Raw genomic sequence first — 16,942 nt, 5'->3', positions numbered from 1 at the left:
CCGACTCAACCGAGCGTGCGGTCGAGCCAGGCGTTGCGGAACCTGCCGGCCGGGTCGTAGCGCCCGACGAGGGAGCGGAAGTCGTCCCAGCGCGGGTAGAGCGGGGCGAGGTCGGCCGGGCCGGCGGCGAACACCTTGCCCCAGTGCGGTCGGGCGCCGAGGGGGAGCAGGCGCTCCTCGAGCAGCGGCAGGAGTGGGAGTACGCCGGCGTGATCGCGCCGCCAGGTGAAGTGCAGCCCCACCGTGTCGGTGCCGTAGGCCCCGGACACCCACAGCCCGTCGCCCGCGATGCCGCGCACCTCGGCGACGAGGAGCACCGGGGCGAGCGCCGGCCCGAGGCCGCGGACGGCCTCCAGCGCCTCGCGGGCGTGGACGAGGGGCACGAGGTACTCGCTCTGCAGCTCGTCGCCGGCGCTCGGCTGGAAGCCCAGTCGGAAGTGCGGGATCCGCTCGTGCCACGGCCCCGGCACCCCGAGCTGCGGCGTGGTCAGGGTGGGGTCGAGCCCGTCGATCATGTGCCGCTGCGCGGTCGCAGGACGCGCGCCGGAGAGCTCCGGCGTCCCCTCGGACGCCAGTGCCTTGGTCCACACCGAGACGGTGTCCTCCGTCCACCGGGTGAACACGGACACGGAGTAGGCGAGCCCGAGCACCTCCTCGACCCGCTCCAGCAGTACTGGCCAGGTCAGTCCCTCGTGGACGACCTGGACGACGTCGTACGCCGGGACGGTCTCGAGCTCGACGTGGGTGACGATCCCGAGCGCGCCGAGCCCGACGACGGCGCCCGCGAAGTCCGGGGAGGACGCGTCGAGCCGGACCAGCTCGCCGCGGCCGTCGACCAGCTCGAGCGCCGTGACCGACGTCGCGAGCGAGCCGTTGCGGAGCCCCGCGCCGTGGGTGCCGGTCGCGACCGCCCCGGCGACCGAGATGTGGGGGAGCGAGGCGAGGTTCGGCAGGGCCCGGCCGCGGGCGTGCAGCCAGACCGCGAGGTCGCCGTACCTCATCCCGGCCGGGAGCCGCACCACCGACCCGTCGAGCTCCGGGCCGGCGAGCGCCTCGGTCGAGACGAGCAGGCCGTCGGTGTCGGCGAGGTCGGTGAAGGAGTGTCGGGAGCCGAGCGCCCGCAGCCGCGGCTCGCGTACGACGAGCTCCTGCACCTCCGCGACCGACGCGGGCCGGACGAGCCCGCGGGCGGCGAACGCGTGGCTCCCGGCCCAGGTCGTGCCTGCGGGCGTCACGGCGGGCGTCACCCGAGCACCTCGGCGAGCCAGCGGAGCTGGCGGCGCTGCTGGAACGCCTCCCCGCCCTCGTGGTCGTTGAACTCGTAGACGGCGATCTCCTTCGGCACGTGCGACGAGCCGCCGTAGGCGTGGTACGCCGCGAAGACGGTCGACGGGGGACAGGTCTGGTTCATCATCGCAACGGAGAACAGCGCCGGGGCGGTCGCCCGTCGAGCGAGGAGCGCGGCGTCGAGGTGGACGAGCGTGTCGAACGCGGCTGCCACCCGGTCGCGGTGGGCGGCGAGATAGCGGGCGACCTCGGCGTACGGGTCGCCGACCGCGAGCTCGGCCGGCTCCGGCAGCTCCGGCCACTCCCACAGCTCTGCGAGCGGCAGGTCCGTGCGCGGCATCAGTCCTCCACGTCGAGCGTGACCTCGGCGTGCAGGTGCCGCCGGTCCCCGACGTACCTCGCCTCGCCGGTCATCCGGACCTTCAGCACCTCGCGGATGTCGCTGCTCGAGGCGCCGACGCGGAGCTCGACCTCGCCCGGCTCGACGAGGCGGCGCAGGTCGCGGCCGGTGTAGGACGCCAGGTCGGCATGCAGCCCGATCCGGACCGTGACGCGTGCGCCCGGGGCCAGGTCGGCCCGCGCGGCGCCGACGAGCTGCTGCACCGGGCGTACGACGGAGGCGGTGACGTCGTGAAGGTAGACCTGGACGACCTCGCTGACCTCGCCCGGTGTCGGGTTGGCGAGCGAGACGGCCACCTCCACCGTGCCGGCGGTGGGCCACTCCGGGCAGCCGAGCAGCTCGACGCCCTCCCAGACGGCCGCGGCGTACCCGAGCCCGTGGCCGAACGCGAACAGCGGCGTCGGGTCGACCGAGCTGACCTCGGTGCGCTGCCCGAGCCGCGGCACGAGGTAGGTCCCGGGCTGGCTGCTCGTCCGCGGGAACGAGACCGGCAGCCGTCCCGACGGGTTGACCCGCCCGGAGAGGACGTCGGCGAGTGCCGGCGCGCCCTCCTCGCCGGGGAAGAAGCCGCACACGACCGCGGCCACCCGGTCGGCCACCCGGGAGAGGTCGTACGGCCGCCCGACCAGCAGGACGAGGACGACCGGCGTGTCCGTGGCGAGCAACGCCTCCAGCAGCTCCTCCTGCCGTCCGGGCAGGCGCAGGTCCACGGCGTCGCAGCCCTCTCCGGAGGTGCCGAGGCCGAACAGCCCGGCCTGGTCGCCGAGCACGGCGACGCACACGTCGGCCCCGGCCGCCGCCTCCGCCGCGACCCGGATCCCCTCGTCGTCGCCGCCGGTGACCGGGCACCCCTCGGCGTACGTCACGTGGTAGCCGGCGGCATCGCCGGCGAGCGCGTCGAGCACCGTCGGGATGGCGACCCCGATCGGCACGGTCGGGTGGTGCACGCCCACGTGCATCGGGAACGAGTAGCAGCCGAGCATCGCCTGCGGGGTGTGTGCCCGCGGCCCGACCACCGCCAGCCGGAGTCCCGCGGGGAGGGGAAGCGTCCCGTCGTTCTGCAGGAGTACGACGGAACGCGTGGCGAGCTCGCGGGCGAGCGACCGCATCTCGGGGTCGTCGAGCGTGTCCGGCACGGCCGCGGGATCCGGCGACCAGCCCTCGTCGAGCATGCCGAGCCCGGCCTTCTGCGTCAGCACGCGGGTGACGGCGCGGTCGACGAGGGCCTCGCGTCCGGCGTCGCCGCGGACCGCCTCGAGCAGCGGTCCGCCGAAGCAGCTCACCGACGGGAGCTCGACGTCGATCCCGGCGGCCAGCGCGGCAAGGCCCGCGTCGGCGGGGGTCTCCGCGACGGCGTGCTGAGTCTGCAGGAAGCCGACCGAGAAGTAGTCGGCCACCACGGTCCCCGTGAAGCCGAGCCGGTCGCGCAGCAGCCCGGTCAGCATGCCGTCGTCGGCGGCGGTGGGCACACCGTCGACGGCGGTGTAGGCGTTCATCACCGACCGCGCTCCTGCCTGCAGCGCCGCCTCGAACGGCGGCAGCAGGACGTCGGCGAGCTCGCGCGGCCCGAGCGAGACCGGCGCGAGGTTGCGGCCGGCGGCCGACGCGGAGTAGCCGGCGAAGTGCTTGAGCGTCGCGACGACCCCGGCCGTCTCCAGCCCGCTCACGTACGCCGCGCCGATCAGTCCCACCAGGTAGGGGTCCTCGCCCATGGTCTCCTCGACCCGGCCCCAGCGCAGGTCGCGGACCACGTCGAGCACGGGCGCCAGCCCCTGGTGGATCCCGAGCCGGCGCATGAGGCCGCCGACGGCGTACGACATCCGCTGGACGAGGCCGGGGTCGAACGACGCGGCCCAGCACAGCGGGCTGGGGAAGACGGTCGCCCGCCAGGCCGCCAGGCCGGTGAGGCACTCCTCGTGGACGACCGCCGGGATCCCGAAGCGGTTGGCCGCCATGATCTGCCGCTGGCTCTCCGCGAGAGCGACCGCGCCGCGGCCGGGCTCCACCGGCGCGGTGCCGTACGGCCGGGTGAGCTGGCCGAGCCCGCCGACGATCACCTCGGCCCAGTCGAGCGGCCCGACCAGCTCGTGCTGGTGCGGCGCGACGTCGCCCTCGGTGGCATCGATGCCGACCCAGACGCCGTACAGCTGGGAGACCTTCTCCTCGAGCGTCATCCGGCCGACCAGGTCGGCGACCCGCTCGGCGACCGGGCGCCGCGCGTCACGCCAGGGGAGCGGTGCTTCCCCGGACGACGAGTCTGGTGGGTAGTCGGACGTGCTGCTCATCGACGCTCTCCTCACGGATCAGGTGCACGAGGAGCTGGAGCGCGCGCTGCCCCATCTCCCTGATCGGCTGTTCCACGGTCGTCAGCGGGGGAGTGCGCACGGCCGCCTCGGGGATGTTGTCGAAGCCGACGACCGACAGGTCGCCGGGTACGCCGAGGCCGAGCTCGGCGGCCACCTGGATCGTGGCGATCGCGGTGCCGTCGTTCGCGGCGAAGACGGCGGTCGGCCGGTCGGGCCGTGACAGCAGCGCCCGGGCGGTCTCGGCCGCGACCTCCGGCTTGTAGTCGCCCTCGCACAGCAGGCTCTCGTCGAGAGGTACGCCGGCGGCGCGGTGCGCCTCCCGGAACCCCTGCTCGCGCGACCGCGAGGACTGCAGGTCGGGCCGGCCGGTGAGCATCGCGATCCGGCGGTGGCCGAGATCCAGCAGGTGCTCGGTGGCGAGGCGGCCGCCCTTGAGGTTGTCGGAGTCGACGGTCGGGAGGCCGGTCGGCCCCTCGTGGGGGTCGATGGCGACGATGGGGCTGCTCGTCACGATGTCCGTGACCGTCGGGGTGACGAGCACGGCCCCGTCGACGAGCGTGCCGCTCACCCGGTTGAGATGGCGGCGCTCCCACCCGACCCGCTCCTCGGCCTGGCCGGCCGCGGAGTAGACGACCAGCTCGAAGCCGGTGCCGCGGATCGCGTCGGCGGCGCCCTTGAGGACCTCCGTGCTGAACGGCTCGAAGTCGGCGACCAGGATGCCGATCACGTTGGTGCGGTGGTTGCGCAGCGACCGGGCGACCAGGCTCGACTCGTAGCCCAGCTCCGCGATGACGGCGCGCACCTTCTCGGAGGTCGCGCCGGCGACGCCGTACCGGTCGTTGAGCACCTTCGACACGGTCGCGACCGAGACGCCGGCCGCCTCCGCGACCTCGCGGATCGTCACCCGCCCTCGCGGGCTCCGCCCAGTGTCCATGCTCCGAAACATACTCATGGAAATCGTTATCGACAACGATTGACATCGCCTCCGCGGCGTTGTCATGCTGGCCGGGAATCGGCGTGACGCACGTCACATCCCGGCGCCGACAGGGCGCGGCGACGATCCGGAGGAGAGGACCATGCGCGGACATCGAGGTCTGGCCGCCGTAGCCGGACTGATCACGGTAGGGGCCATGCTCGCCGCCTGCGGAGGCGGCAGCGGCAGCAAGTCGTCGGCCGCGGTCGCCACGGGCAGCGTCGAGGACGTCGGCAACGTGTCGCTCACCTGGTGGCACAACGCCACCGCGGACCCGGGCAAGTCGGAATGGGAGAAGGTCGCCCGCGCCTACACGAAGGCCCACCCCAACGTGACGTTCAAGATCGTCCCGATCCAGAACGAGCAGTTCACCTCGAAGGTCCCCGCCGCGCTCGAGAGCTCCAACCCGCCGAGCCTCTACCAGCAGTGGGGAGGCGGCGCCGAGGCCACGCAGGTCCAGTCCGGGAAGCTCCTCGACATGACGCCGCAGGTCAGCGGCTGGATCGACCAGCTCGGCCCGTCGGCGAAGGGCTGGCAGGTGGACGGCAAGTGGTACGGCGTGCCGTACGACTACCACGTCGTGGGGTTCTGGTACCGCAAGGACCTGTTCGCGAAGGCCGGCATCACCCAGCCGCCGACGACGATGACCGACTTCGACGCCGACGTGCAGAAGCTGAAGGCCGCCGGCATCGTGCCGGTCGCGATCGGCAGCAAGGACCGCTGGCCGGATGCGTTCTGGTGGGAGTACTTCGTGCTCCGCGAGTGCTCGCAGGACACGGTGACCTCCTCCATCGAGAGCTCGTCGTTCGACGACGAGTGCTTCACCAAGGCCGGCGACGACCTCAAGGACTTCATGGCGACCGACCCGTTCCAGGAGGGCTTCCTCGGGACGCCCGCCCAGCAGGGTGCCGGCAGCTCGGCCGGACTGGTGGCCAATGGCAAGGCGGCGATGGAGCTGCAGGGCGACTGGGAGATGCTGGTCATGCCGTCGCTGACCCAGGACAAGGACTTCGCCTCCAAGATGGGCTGGTTCCCCTTCCCGGCGGTCGACGGCGGTGCCGGCGACCCGAAGGCCGCGCTCGGTGGCGGAGACGGGTTCAGCTGCACCAGCAAGGCCACCGTCGCCTGCCCGGACTTCCTGAAGTACATCACCAGCGCCCCGGTCCAGACCGAGCTGGTGAAGTCGACGACGATCTCGCTCCCGTCCAACCCGGCCGCGAACGGCGCGATCACCAACGAGGCCGCGAAGACCGCGCTGTCGTACCTCGGGACGGTCTCCTACAACCAGCTCTACTTCGACCAGGCCCTGCCGACCGACGTCGGACAGGCGCTGGACACCGCCGTCGCCGACTTCGTCGCCGGCAAGGGCTCCTCCAAGGACGTCGCCGACTCGGTCGCCAACTCCAAGGCGCCGTGAGCAGCACGATCAGGGAGGCCGCGGGGCCGGTCTCCTTCCCGGAGGGAACCGGCGCGGCCGGCCGCATCCAGTCGCGGCCGGCGCGCCGCCGGTCCTGGCGGAAGAGCGGCGAGCTCGCGCTGCTCCTCGGCCCGGCGACGCTGCTCTTCGTCGGCTTCGTGCTCGTGCCGATCGCGGTGGCGGTCTACCACAGCTTCTACCGCTGGAACGGGTTCGCCGTCGTCACCGACTTCGTCGGCCTGCACAACTACTCGTTCGCGCTCCACGACCCGGACTTCCGCGAGGCGGTGGTCCACAACCTGATCATCGTGGCGCTCTCCCTGCTGATCCAGCTCCCGCTGGCGATCGGGATCGCGCTCCTGCTCAACCGTCGGCTGCGCGGTCGCGGCCTGCTCCGGCTGGTGGTCTTCGCGCCGTACGTCCTCTCCGAGGCGATCGCCGGCGTGATCTGGCTGCTGATGCTCCAGCCGGACGGGTTCGTCGACCGGGTGTTCCGGGACGCGGGCCTCGGCGGGCTCGTCCACCACTGGCTCGCCGACCAGCGTCTGGTGCTCTACACCCTCTTCGTCGTGATCACCTGGAAGTACATCGGCTTCGGGATCATCGTGCTGCTCGCCGGACTGCAGGGCATCCCGGCCGAGCTGCGCGAGGCCGCCGCGATGGACGGTGCGGGTTCGTGGAGCATCACCCGGCGGATCACCCTCCCGCTGCTCGGCCCCACGATCAGGATCTGGGTCTTCCTCTCGGTGATCGGCTCCCTGCAGCTCTTCGACCTGGTGTGGATCATGACCCTCGGCGGCCCGGCGAACGCCTCGGACACGATGGCGGTCTACATGCTCGACCACGGGTTCCGCCGCTACCAGTTCGGCTACGGCAGCGCCGTCGCGGTGATCCTCTTCCTCATCTGCCTCGTCTTCTCCCTCCTCTACCAGCGGTTCGCGCTGCGGCGGGACGTCGAGGGTGCGCTGACCAGGGCGGTGGGCTGATGGCGGTCGTCGAGCACCCGCTTCCGGGTGGCCCGGCCCGGCCGGACCACGGCGTACGCCGGCGGACCGGCGGCTCACTCCCGGGCACGGTCTCGGCGTACGTCGCGGCGGTGGTGCTCCTCGTCGTGACGCTGGTGCCGCTGCTCTTCGTGTTCGTCGGCGGGTTCCGCACAACCCCTCAGATCAACGAGAACCCGGCCGGGTTGCCGAAGCCATGGGTCCTCGACAACTACCGCGAGATCCTGGGCTCCTCGCTGTTCTGGCGGTTCCTGCTCAACAGCGCGCTGATCGCCGGCGCGATGACCCTTGTCACCGTCACTCTCGGGGCGATGGCGGCGTTCGCGCTGGCGCGCTACAGCTTCCGCGGGCGTGAGGCGATGTACGCCATGTTCTCGATCGGGCTGCTCTTCCCGCTCAGCGTCGCGGCCCTGCCGCTCTACCTGTGGCTGCGGCAGATCGGCCTGCTGGAGAGCTATCTCGGCGTCATCCTCCCCGAGGCGGCGTTCCAGCTCTCGCTGACGATCATCATCCTGAGGCCGTTCATGCGCGAGGTCCCCGGCGAGCTCGAGGACGCCGCCCTCGTCGACGGCGCGAGCAGGCTGAGCTTCTTCTGGCGGATCCTGATCCCGCTGTCCGGTCCCGCGCTGGCCACGGTGGCGATCCTCGCCTTCGTCACGAGCTGGAACTTCTTCGTCCTCCCGCTGCTGGTCTTCAACGACCAGAGCCACTTCACCCTGCCGCTCGGGGTGGCCGCGTTCCAGACGCAGTACTCCCAGGACACCGCCCGCGTCCTGGCCTTCAGCGCCCTCTCGACGCTGCCGACCCTGCTGTTCTTCATGGCCGCGGAGCGGAAGATCGTCGGCGCCCTCAGCGGCGCCGTCAAGGGGTAGTCACGACCTCGCCTCCGGCGTGCCGCACCGGTAGCGAACCGCAGTCCCGTGCCGGCGCGGCACGCGGCGCTTGCCCGGCACCGCCCCGACGGTGTGGACTGCGTCGCAGGCCCTCGGTGGCCCGTTTCGTCGACCGAGTGGAAGGGAACCGATCCACCATGACTGCTGACGCGTTCGACAGGGCGAACGAGGCGGATGTCGAGGAGCAGGAGCAGCCTGTCGTCGACGACGCGGAGGTCGACGAGGAGGAGGCGGCCGGCAACGACGTACCGCCCCGTCGCGACGACGTCGACGAGGCCGACTACCTCGACCAGGTCGAGGCGGTCTCGGGCTTCGACGACGACTATCCGTACGGCGAGTCCGAGGAGGACGAGGCCTGACCGCCGGGTCGGCGCTGGGCTCACCAGCGCCGACCCGACGATGATCAGACGTGGGCGGCGCGGTGCAGGCGGGGCCGGGGACGCGGCTGCGCGACCACGGCTGGCCGGGCAACGTGGCCGAGCTGCGCCGGGTTGTCAGCCGAGCCGCTGCGCTGACCGACCTCGTCGACGTACGCCACCTGCCGCCGAACTGCTCTCCGACTCCGGCCACCGGCTGTCCCGCATCGAGACCTTCGAGCGGGACGAGATCATCCGCGCCCTCACCCGCCCGGCATCACCATGAACGACGCGGCCGCCGAGCTCGGGATGTCGCGGGCGACCGTCTACCGCAAGCTCTCGCAGTACGGCATACGCCTGCCACGCGGATAGGGCCCGGCGGACGCCAGACCTGCGGAACCCCGACTCGGCCCTAGTCGTGCTGAGGGAAGCCGAGGTTGATGCCGCCGTGGGAGGGGTCGAGCCAGCGGGTGGTGACGGCCTTCTCGCGGGTGAAGAAGTCGACGCCGTGGACGCCGTAGGCCTTGGTGTCGCCGAAGAGCGACGACTTCCAGCCGCCGAAGGAGTGGTAGGCGACCGGCACCGGGATCGGGACGTTGATGCCGACCATGCCGACCTGGACCTCGCGCTGGAACTTCCGGGCGGCCCCGCCGTCGTTGGTGAAGATGGCGGTGCCGTTGCCGAACTGCCCGGAGTTGATCAGCTGGAGGCCCTCCTCGTAGCCCGAGACGCGTACGACGGAGAGGACGGGGCCGAAGATCTCCTCGGTGTAGACGGTCGAGCTGGTCGGCACCTTGTCGATGAGCGTGGGGCCGACCCAGAAGCCGTTCGGGTCGCCGTCGATCTCCACCCCGCCGTGGCCGATCCGGCCGTCGACGACCACCTCGGCGCCGTCGGCGGTCGCCACGTCGACGTACGAGGTGACCTTGTCGCGGTGGGCGCCGGTGATGAGCGGCCCCATGTCGGAGCCGCGGCGGCCGTCGCCGATCTTGAGCCCGGCCATCCGCTCCCGGATCTTGCCGATGAGGTCGTCGGCGACGGTGTCGACCGCGAGGACGACCGAGATCGCCATGCAGCGCTCGCCGGCGGCGCCGAAGCCGGCGTTGACCGCCGAGTCGGCGACGAGGTCGAGGTCGGCGTCGGGGAGTACGAGCATGTGGTTCTTGGCGCCACCGAGCGCCTGCACGCGCTTGCCGGCGGCGGTGCCCTTCTCGTAGACGTACCTCGCGATCGGGGTCGAGCCGACGAACGAGATCGAGGCGACGTCCGGGTGGTCGAGCAGCGCGTCGACGGCCTCCTTGTCGCCGTGGACGACGTTGAAGACGCCCGCGGGCAGGCCGGCCTCGGCCCACAGCTCGGCGAGCCAGTTGGAGGCCGACGGGTCCTTCTCGGAGGGCTTCACGACGACCGTGTTGCCGGCCGCGATCGCGATCGGGAAGAACCACATCGGCACCATCGCCGGGAAGTTGAACGGGCTGATGATGCCGACCACCCCGAGCGGCTGCTTGAGCGAGTGGACGTCGACGCCGGTCGAGACGTTCTCGCTCATCGCGCCCTTGATCAGGTGCGGCATCGCACACGCGAACTCCACGACCTCGAGGCCACGGGCGATCTCGCCGGCCGCGTCGGCGAGCACCTTGCCCTGCTCGGCGGTGATGATCGCGGCGAGCTCGTCCTTGCGGGCGACGAGCAGCTCGCGGAACTTGAACACGACCTGCATGCGCTTGGCCAGCGAGGCCTCGCCCCACTCGGCGAACGCCTTCCGCGCGGCGCCGACGGCGGTGTCGACGTCGGCCGCGGTCGCGAAGCGGACGTGCCGCTGGACGGTGCCGAGGGCCGGGTCGTACACGTCGCCGACGCGGGTGCCGGTGCCGGGCGTCGTGGCGCCGTCGATCCAGTGGTCGAGGACCGGGAGTCCGGAGTTCTGGTCAGACATCGTTGTCACCTTTCGAGGGTTTCAGAGAAGGCCGAGGACCTCGTCGTACGTCGCCAGCGCCTCCGCCACCTCATCGGAGGTGACGACGCACGGGGGTACGACGTGGATGCGGTTGTCCTGGACGAAGGGGAGCAGCCCGCGCGCGAGCAGCTCGGACTTCGCCTTCGCCATGGTGGCGGCCGAGGCGGGCTCGCGGGTGGCGGCGTCGGCGACCAGCTCGATCGCCCAGAAGACGCCGGTGCCGCGTACCTCGCCGACGACGTCGTGCTTCGCCTCCAGCTCGGCGAGACCCGGGCCGATGTAGTCGTGGCCGATCGTCGCGGCGTTGTCGACGACGCCCTCCTCCTTCATCGCGTCCAGGGTCGCGACGATCGAGGCCATAGCCAGGGGGTGGCCGGAGTAGGTGAGGCCGCCGGGGAAGACCCGCTCGTCGAACGTCGCGGCGATCGGGTCGCTGATGATCACGCCGCCGGCCGGGACGTAGCCCGAGTTGACGCCCTTGGCGAACGTGATGAGGTCGGGGACGACGCCGTACGCGTCGAGCGCGAACCAGTGCCCGGTCCGCCCGAAGCCCGCCATGACCTCGTCGAGGATCAGCATGATGCCGTACTGGTCGCACAGCGCGCGTACGCCGGCGAGGTAGCCCGGCGGCGGCATCAGGACACCGGCGGTGCCGGGGACGGTCTCGAGCATGACCGCGGCGATCGACTCGGGGCCCTCGGCCTCGATCACCCGGCGGAGGTGGTGCAGGGCGCGCTCGCTCTCCTGCTCCGGCGTCGTCGCCCAGAACTCCGACCGGTAGAGGTAGGGGCCGAAGAAGTGCACGTGGCCGCGGGCGAACTCGTTGGGCACCCGGCGCCAGTCGCCCGTGGCGACGACCGCCGCCCCGGTGTTGCCGTGGTAGGAGCGGTAGGTCGTGAGCACCTTGTCGCGGCCGGTGTGGAGACGCGCCATCCGGATGGCGTTCTCGTTGGCATCGGCGCCGGCGTTGGTGAAGAAGACCTTGTTGAAGCCCGCCGGGGCGAGGGCGGTGATCCGCTCGGCGGCCTGGCCGCGGGTCAGGTTGGCGGTCGCAGGCGCGACCGTCGTCAGGACATCGGCCTGCTCCTTGATCGCCGCCACCACCCGGGGATGCTGGTGGCCGATGTTGGTGTTGACCAGCTGGCTGGAGAAGTCGAGGTAGGTGCGCCCGGCGTGGTCCCAGACCCGGCTCCCGCTGCCGCCCGCCAGCACGAGCGGCTTGAGACCGCCCTGTGCTGACCACGAGTGGAAGACGTGTGCTCGGTCGAGCTGCAGCGTCAGCGCGTCGAGGTCGGTGTTCGCGTCGGTCGTCGGGGAGTTCGGGATGGTGCTGGTCATGGCGCCTGATTTCGTCGTACGGATCGGGGCTGATCCTGCTGGCCGAAACAACTGATTCCGAAGATTGGATCGGCCAGCAGGCACGTTTTCAGAAGGCTATCGCACTGATTGTTTCGTGATCATCACTTCCCACCCTCGGTCAGGGTGACCGAGATCGGCTTGAAGTCGGTGCCCTTCACGTCGAGTCCCATCTTCTCGAGGTTGGCGAGCGCCTTCTCGGTGTAGTCGTTGGTGTAGGCACCCGCGGCCGGCGCCTTGGTCAGCACCGTATCGCCGTCCTTGTTCTTGGTGTTCCGGGCGATGTCGACAGTCTGGTCCCACATCTTCTTGTCCACCATGCCGATTCCCTGCGGCGAGGGCCAGACCAGCTTGTTGATCTCGTTCATCATCCACAGCTGGTGGACCGGTGCGAGCCCGTCGCCCGCGGACACCACGTCGTCGGCGCACTGCTGCGGGTTGCTGGCGCACTCGATCCAGCCCTGGTAGCTCGCGGTCAGGAACTTCACCGTGGTGTCCTGGAAGTCCGGGTCCTCCAGCTTCTTACTGTTGGCCCAGATCGCGTCCTGGAGCATCGCGGTGCCCTCGTCGTTCCAGTTGATCACGTTGAGGTCGGAGGGCTGGTAGAGCTTGCCGGTCTTCGGGTTCTTCGACTCGAGCACGAGGGCGTACTCGTTGTAGATCATCGCCTGAGCCGCGTCGATGTCGCCCTTGAGGAAGCCGTCCATGTCGAAGGCCTGCTGGACGATGTTGACGTCCTTCGAGGGGTCGAGCCCGGCCTTGGTCATGCCGGCGAACAGCTCGTACTCGTTGCCGTAGCCCCAGTCGCCGACGTTCTTCCCCTTGAGGTCCTTCACGCTGGTGATGCCCTGGTCCTTGAACGAGATCTGCAGCGTCCCGGAGCGCTGGAAGACCTGCCCGACGTCGGTGATGCCGGCGCCCTTCTCCCGCGACTGCAGCGCCTTCGGGACCCACGCGATCGCGAAGTCGGCCGAGCCGCCGTCGGCGACTGTCAGCTGGGGCACCGTGTCCGAGCCGGCGGGCACGATCGTGACGTTGAGGCACTGCTTCTCGTAGTAGCCCTTCGCGCCCGCCTCGATGTAGCCGGCGAACTGCGCCTGGGTCTGCCACTGCAGCTGCAGGGTGACCGGGGTCATCGAGCTGCAGCCGCTGCCGGACTCGCTGCCGGAGGCGGACGGCGACGAGCTGTCGTCGGAGCCGCAGCCGGCGAGGCCGGCGACGGCGAACGCGGCCGAGGCCACGCCGGCGGCGAGCCTCGTACGGCCGCTCGTACGACGGGGTGTGTGCATCGGGTTCCTCCTGATGGATGGGTCGGCCACGCTGCCGGGTGGGATGTACGCCGAGATCGGGGTGGTCACTGCCGGGAGACCGAGACCGACCGTCTCCCGAGGACGAGGCGCTCGACGAGGAGCGCCGCGAGGAAGAAGAGCAGCCCGAGGACGACGGCGCCGAGCACGGCCGCCCAGGCGCCGGGGTAGTTGGTCGCATGGGCCTGGTCGCTGATCCGGAACCCGAGGCCGTTCTGCAGGCCGCCGAAGTACTCGCTCACGACCGCCGAGATCACCGCGAGCGAGGCCGCGACGCGCAGCCCCGTGCAGAGGTGGGGGAGCGAGCCGGGCAGCCGGATCAGCCGGAGGACCGCCGTACGGCTGGCCGCGAGGCTGCTCATCAGCTCCTGGTGGACCGTGGAGATCTCGCCGAGGCCGCGCAGGGTGTTGATGAACATCGGCACGAACGCCGCGATGGCCACGACGCCGCGCCGCGGCACCGCCGAGGTGAGGCCGTAGAGGTGCATGAGCACGGGGGCGAGGCAGACGATCGGGATCGCCGCGAGCGCCGCGACGAGCGGGGTGATCGCGTGGCCGAGGACGGTGACGCGCGAGCACAGCGCGGCGAGGAGCACGCCGACGACGCAGCCGATCACCAGGCCGATGAGCGCGTTCAGGCCGCTGTTGCCGGCCGCCTCCGCGATCTGGCTCGGGTGGGCGGTGACCTCGTGCCAGATGTCCGTCGGGGCGGCGAGGACCCAGGACTTCACGTCCAGCAGCCGGACCAGCCCCTGCCAGAGGGCCAGCACGACGATGCCGAAGAGGACCGGCGGCACGACCAGTCCGGTGCACCGGCGCAGGGCCGCCGCCGGCGCGCCCGTCACAGCGCCCCCTGTGCGTTGGCGGCGTGCTTGCCGGCTCCGGCGCGGCCGCGCAGCGCCTCGCGGACCTCGGTGATGGCGGCGAAGAACTCCGGTGATTCCCGGGTGTCCTCGGTGCGGTCGCCGAGCGGCACCTCGACGATCTGGGTGATGCGTCCGGGCCGCGGCGACATGACCACGACCCGGTCGGAGAGGAAGACCGCCTCCGGGATCGAGTGGGTCACGAACACCACCGCCGCGCCGGTCTCGCCAGCGATCCTGACCAGCTCGGCCTGCATCCGCTCCCGCGTCATCTCGTCGAGCGCCCCGAACGGCTCGTCCATGAGCAGCAGGGTCGGGCTCTCGGCCAGGGCGCGGGCGATCGCCACCCGCTGCTGCATCCCGCCCGAGAGCTGCGGCGGCCGCTGGTCTGCGAAGTCGGCGAGCCCGACCAGCTCGAGCAGCTCCATGGCGCGCGAACGCCGCTCGGACCGGGGTACGCCGTGGAGCTGCAGCGGCAGCTCGACGTTGGCCCGCACGGTGCGCCAGTCGAGCAGCCCCGCCTGCTGGAACGCGAAGCCGTAGTCCTGGTCGAGCCGGGCGCGGCGCGCGGTCTTGCCGTTGACCTCGACGCTGCCGCGGGTGGGCCGCTGCAGGTCGGCGATGATCCGCAGCAGCGTCGACTTCCCGCACCCGGACGGCCCGATGAGCGACACGAACTCCCCGGCACCGACCACCAGGTCGACCTCGGCGAGCGCGTGCACCTCCCCGCGGCGGGTCGGGAACGTCATGGTGACGCCGCTGACGGCGACGGCCGGCGTACTCGTCTGGGTGCTCGTCTCGGTGGTCGTCATGCTCGGGCTCCGGTCCGGTGGTAGCGCCACAGGGCGAGGTCGACGAGGGTGATCGCGGCGGCCGCGACGAGGCCGAGCGCCGCCGCGGCGGCGACCGAGGCGTAGAGCCGGGCCGCCTCGGACTGCTGGGTGTACTGCCAGATCCGGGAGCCGATCCCGGTCGCCTGGCCGACGGACCCCTGGCCCAGCGAGATCTCGGCGACGATCGCCCCGACGACCGACGCCGCCGCGGCGAGCCGCAGCGACGGGACGAGGTAGCGCACCGCCGCCGGCAGCTTCAGCCGGAGCAGCGTGCTCCACCAGCCTGCCGCCGCCGACGCGAAGTAGTCGGCGTGGACCGCGGACGGCGACTTGAGGCCGCGAAGCATCCCGACCGAGACCGGGAAGAACGCGAGGTAGGCGGCGATCAGCTCGATCGAGGTCGCGTTCGTCCAGTCCCACGGGCCGACGTGGACGTGGTGGCCCCACTGCTGCAGCACCGGGGTGAGTGCGATGAGCGGCACGGTCTGGCTGAGCACGACGTACGGCAGCAGCGCGCGCTCGGCGAGGCCGAAGCGCTCCATGACGAGCGAGAGGAGTACGCCGACGACGACCCCGATCGCGAACCCGACCGCCGCCCAGACCAGGGTGTGGCCGCACGCGACCAGGATGCCGTGGAGCACCGACGGGCTGTCCTGCTTCGGGCCGAACGTGATCGCCTTCTGCGCCCCGCCGCCGTCGTCGTCGCCGAAGACCTTCCAGATCGCCGACAGGTGGGGCATCGCGGTGTCGTCGGTACGCGGCAGCAGCGGGACGCCGAGGACCTTCGCGCCCCGCTCGGGACCCCACGCCTTGTAGCCCTCCCACAGCGCGCCGAGCACGACCAGGCCGACCACCACGGCCAGCGCCCGGCCGGCGTACCTCACCGCTCTCGTCATGCCTTCGCCGCCGTGGGGAGGTTGACCCGCGGGATGACGTGGTCGCCGTACGCCGCCAGGGTCTCGTCCTTGGCGTCGTGCTGGAGGTAGATCGCGAACTGGTCGACGCCCAGCTTCTTGAGCTCCTCGAGCTTGGTCGCCTGGTCCTCGACGGTGCCGAGCACGCAGAACCGCTCGACGATGTCGTCGGGCACGAACGCGGTGTGGGTGTTCCCCGCCCGTCCGTGCTCGTTGTAGTCGTAGCCGTCCCGGCCCTTGATGTAGTCGGTCAGCGCCTGTGGGACCGCCCCGGCCCCAGAATCGGATCCGGCGCCGTACTTCGCGACGATGTCGGCCACGTGGTTGCCGACCATCCCGCCGAACCACCGGCACTGCTCGAGGGCGTGGTCGAAGCCGGCGGCGGTCCCGTCGGTGACGTACGCCGGCGCGGCGACGCAGAAGGTGAGCGACTCGGGATCGCGGCCGGCGTTGCTCGCGGCCTCCTTGACCGCGGCGATCATCCACGCCGCGATGTCGACGTCGGCGAGCTGCAGGATGAACCCGTCACCGACCTCGCCGGCGGCCTTGAGCGCGAGTGGCCCGTACGCCGCGACCCAGACCTCCAGCGACGACGTCCGTGCCCACGGGAAGCGGAGCGTGCTCCCGTTGAGCTCGACGCTCCGGCAGCTGGCCAGCTCGCGGATCACGTGGGTCGCCTCGCGCATCTCCTTGATCGTCGACGGCCTCCCGTTGAGCACGCGCACGGCGGAGTCGCCGCGGCCGATGCCGCAGACGGTGCGGTTGCCGTACATCTCGTTGAGCGTCGCGAACACGCTCGCCGTCACGGTCCAGTCGCGCGTGGCCGGGTTGGTGACGAACGGACCGACCGTGATCCGCTTGGTCTCGGCCAGGATCTGGGAGTGGATGACGTACGGCTCCATCCACAGCAGGTGGCTGTCGAAGGTCCACACGTGGGAGAAGCCGTACTCCTCCGCCCGCTTCGCGAGCGCCACCGTCCGCCACGGCGGCGGGTCGGTCTGCAGGACGACCCCGAAGTCCATGATCGCTCCTTCCGGCGGTTGAGGAGGTCGCGAAGCGACCGTCTCGAAACCACC

At 71.4% G+C, this 16,942-nt stretch carries 16 protein-coding genes and 1 pseudogene; 6 read left to right on the top strand and 11 right to left on the bottom strand.

The genetic code is table 11. The features are described 5' to 3' along the window. Window positions 1-5 precede the first annotated feature (5 nt). The 4 genes from ABLE53_RS15425 to ABLE53_RS15410 are packed head-to-tail and all read right to left on the bottom strand — an operon-like array spanning window position 6 to window position 4,927. Complete coding sequence (locus ABLE53_RS15425) at window positions 6-1,247, bottom strand: FAD-binding protein (RefSeq protein ID WP_348859895.1); 1,242 nt, start codon at window positions 1,245-1,247, stop codon at window positions 6-8. Continuing rightward, complete coding sequence (locus ABLE53_RS15420) at window positions 1,244-1,627, bottom strand: acetylxylan esterase (RefSeq protein ID WP_348859894.1); 384 nt, start codon at window positions 1,625-1,627, stop codon at window positions 1,244-1,246. Before ABLE53_RS15420 ends, ABLE53_RS15425 begins: the two co-directional genes overlap by 4 nt. Next, window positions 1,627-3,972, bottom strand: a complete 2,346-nt coding sequence (locus tag ABLE53_RS15415) for a glycoside hydrolase family 3 N-terminal domain-containing protein (RefSeq protein WP_348859892.1) — start codon at window positions 3,970-3,972, stop codon at window positions 1,627-1,629. Before ABLE53_RS15415 ends, ABLE53_RS15420 begins: the two co-directional genes overlap by 1 nt. After that, window positions 3,908-4,927 carry a LacI family DNA-binding transcriptional regulator gene (locus ABLE53_RS15410; protein ID WP_348859891.1) on the bottom strand — a complete coding sequence of 340 codons (1,020 nt, stop codon included), beginning with the start codon at window positions 4,925-4,927 and terminating at the stop codon, window positions 3,908-3,910. The genes ABLE53_RS15415 and ABLE53_RS15410 overlap by 65 nt, the downstream gene beginning before the upstream one ends. A gap of 142 nt (window positions 4,928-5,069) precedes the next feature. Here ABLE53_RS15410 and ABLE53_RS15405 point away from each other — a divergent pair, with 142 nt between their 5' ends. The 6 genes and pseudogenes from ABLE53_RS15405 (at window position 5,070) to ABLE53_RS15385 (ending at window position 9,008) form a co-directional block, all read left to right on the top strand. Next, window positions 5,070-6,383, top strand: coding sequence for an ABC transporter substrate-binding protein (locus tag ABLE53_RS15405; protein WP_348859890.1), 1,314 nt, complete (start codon window positions 5,070-5,072; stop codon window positions 6,381-6,383). Next, complete coding sequence (locus ABLE53_RS15400) at window positions 6,380-7,369, top strand: carbohydrate ABC transporter permease (RefSeq protein WP_348859889.1); 990 nt, start codon at window positions 6,380-6,382, stop codon at window positions 7,367-7,369. Before ABLE53_RS15405 ends, ABLE53_RS15400 begins: the two co-directional genes overlap by 4 nt. After that, window positions 7,369-8,259 carry a carbohydrate ABC transporter permease gene (locus tag ABLE53_RS15395; protein WP_348859888.1) on the top strand — a complete coding sequence of 297 codons (891 nt, stop codon included), beginning with the start codon at window positions 7,369-7,371 and terminating at the stop codon, window positions 8,257-8,259. The genes ABLE53_RS15400 and ABLE53_RS15395 overlap by 1 nt, the downstream gene beginning before the upstream one ends. Window positions 8,260-8,417: 158 nt before the next feature. Then, a complete protein-coding gene (locus ABLE53_RS15390) occupies window positions 8,418-8,639 on the top strand; it encodes a hypothetical protein (protein ID WP_348859887.1) in 222 nt (73 codons plus the stop codon). 50 nt (window positions 8,640-8,689) lie between these two features. Continuing rightward, window positions 8,690-8,833, top strand: a pseudogene (locus ABLE53_RS24910) (AAA-type ATPase lid domain-containing protein); the annotation flags it as partial. 85 nt (window positions 8,834-8,918) lie between these two features. After that, the gene (locus tag ABLE53_RS15385) at window positions 8,919-9,008 is read left to right on the top strand and encodes a helix-turn-helix domain-containing protein (protein WP_348859886.1); all 90 of its coding nucleotides are present in this window, start codon (window positions 8,919-8,921) and stop codon (window positions 9,006-9,008) included. 40 nt (window positions 9,009-9,048) lie between these two features. Here ABLE53_RS15385 and ABLE53_RS15380 read toward each other — a convergent pair whose 3' ends face one another. The 7 genes from ABLE53_RS15380 to ABLE53_RS15350 form a co-directional block, all read right to left on the bottom strand. After that, window positions 9,049-10,572, bottom strand: a complete 1,524-nt coding sequence (locus tag ABLE53_RS15380; protein WP_348859885.1) for a CoA-acylating methylmalonate-semialdehyde dehydrogenase — start codon at window positions 10,570-10,572, stop codon at window positions 9,049-9,051. A gap of 21 nt (window positions 10,573-10,593) precedes the next feature. After that, the gene (locus ABLE53_RS15375) at window positions 10,594-11,931 is read right to left on the bottom strand and encodes an aspartate aminotransferase family protein (RefSeq protein WP_348859884.1); all 1,338 of its coding nucleotides are present in this window, start codon (window positions 11,929-11,931) and stop codon (window positions 10,594-10,596) included. Window positions 11,932-12,053: 122 nt separating this feature from the next. Continuing rightward, the gene (locus ABLE53_RS15370) at window positions 12,054-13,238 is read right to left on the bottom strand and encodes an ABC transporter substrate-binding protein (RefSeq protein WP_348859883.1); all 1,185 of its coding nucleotides are present in this window, start codon (window positions 13,236-13,238) and stop codon (window positions 12,054-12,056) included. 65 nt (window positions 13,239-13,303) lie between these two features. Beyond that, the gene (locus ABLE53_RS15365; protein ID WP_348859882.1) at window positions 13,304-14,101 is read right to left on the bottom strand and encodes an ABC transporter permease; all 798 of its coding nucleotides are present in this window, start codon (window positions 14,099-14,101) and stop codon (window positions 13,304-13,306) included. Then, a complete protein-coding gene (locus ABLE53_RS15360; protein WP_348859881.1) occupies window positions 14,098-14,931 on the bottom strand; it encodes an ABC transporter ATP-binding protein in 834 nt (277 codons plus the stop codon). Before ABLE53_RS15360 ends, ABLE53_RS15365 begins: the two co-directional genes overlap by 4 nt. Beyond that, window positions 14,928-15,848, bottom strand: a complete 921-nt coding sequence (locus ABLE53_RS15355; RefSeq protein WP_348859880.1) for an ABC transporter permease — start codon at window positions 15,846-15,848, stop codon at window positions 14,928-14,930. Before ABLE53_RS15355 ends, ABLE53_RS15360 begins: the two co-directional genes overlap by 4 nt. Then, complete coding sequence (locus ABLE53_RS15350; RefSeq protein WP_348859879.1) at window positions 15,845-16,888, bottom strand: TIGR03842 family LLM class F420-dependent oxidoreductase; 1,044 nt, start codon at window positions 16,886-16,888, stop codon at window positions 15,845-15,847. The genes ABLE53_RS15355 and ABLE53_RS15350 overlap by 4 nt, the downstream gene beginning before the upstream one ends. Between the last annotated feature and the right edge of the window lie 54 nt (window positions 16,889-16,942).

The organism is Nocardioides asiaticus, assembly GCF_040049175.1.
GTDB lineage: Bacteria > Actinomycetota > Actinomycetes > Propionibacteriales > Nocardioidaceae > Nocardioides > Nocardioides cheoyonin.
The sequence above is the reverse complement of the archived record's forward strand: the minus strand, read 5'-3'. Positions and strand labels throughout refer to the sequence as shown.

Excerpts from the sequence above, each read along its gene's own strand:
- ABLE53_RS15410 (WP_348859891.1), bottom strand. The coding sequence starts at position 4,927 with ATGGACACTGGGCGGAGCCCGCGAGGGCGGGTGACGATCCGCGAGGTC.
- ABLE53_RS15385 (WP_348859886.1), top strand. The coding sequence starts at position 8,919 with ATGAACGACGCGGCCGCCGAGCTCGGGATGTCGCGGGCGACCGTCTAC.
- ABLE53_RS15375 (WP_348859884.1), bottom strand. The coding sequence starts at position 11,931 with ATGACCAGCACCATCCCGAACTCCCCGACGACCGACGCGAACACCGAC.
- ABLE53_RS15405 (WP_348859890.1), top strand. The coding sequence starts at position 5,070 with ATGCGCGGACATCGAGGTCTGGCCGCCGTAGCCGGACTGATCACGGTA.
- ABLE53_RS15415 (WP_348859892.1), bottom strand. The coding sequence starts at position 3,972 with ATGAGCAGCACGTCCGACTACCCACCAGACTCGTCGTCCGGGGAAGCA.
- ABLE53_RS15395 (WP_348859888.1), top strand. The coding sequence starts at position 7,369 with ATGGCGGTCGTCGAGCACCCGCTTCCGGGTGGCCCGGCCCGGCCGGAC.
- ABLE53_RS15370 (WP_348859883.1), bottom strand. The coding sequence starts at position 13,238 with ATGCACACACCCCGTCGTACGAGCGGCCGTACGAGGCTCGCCGCCGGC.
- ABLE53_RS15420 (WP_348859894.1), bottom strand. The coding sequence starts at position 1,627 with ATGCCGCGCACGGACCTGCCGCTCGCAGAGCTGTGGGAGTGGCCGGAG.
- ABLE53_RS15360 (WP_348859881.1), bottom strand. The coding sequence starts at position 14,931 with ATGACGACCACCGAGACGAGCACCCAGACGAGTACGCCGGCCGTCGCC.
- ABLE53_RS15390 (WP_348859887.1), top strand. The coding sequence starts at position 8,418 with ATGACTGCTGACGCGTTCGACAGGGCGAACGAGGCGGATGTCGAGGAG.
- ABLE53_RS15350 (WP_348859879.1), bottom strand. The coding sequence starts at position 16,888 with ATGGACTTCGGGGTCGTCCTGCAGACCGACCCGCCGCCGTGGCGGACG.
- ABLE53_RS15380 (WP_348859885.1), bottom strand. The coding sequence starts at position 10,572 with ATGTCTGACCAGAACTCCGGACTCCCGGTCCTCGACCACTGGATCGAC.
- ABLE53_RS15355 (WP_348859880.1), bottom strand. The coding sequence starts at position 15,848 with ATGACGAGAGCGGTGAGGTACGCCGGCCGGGCGCTGGCCGTGGTGGTC.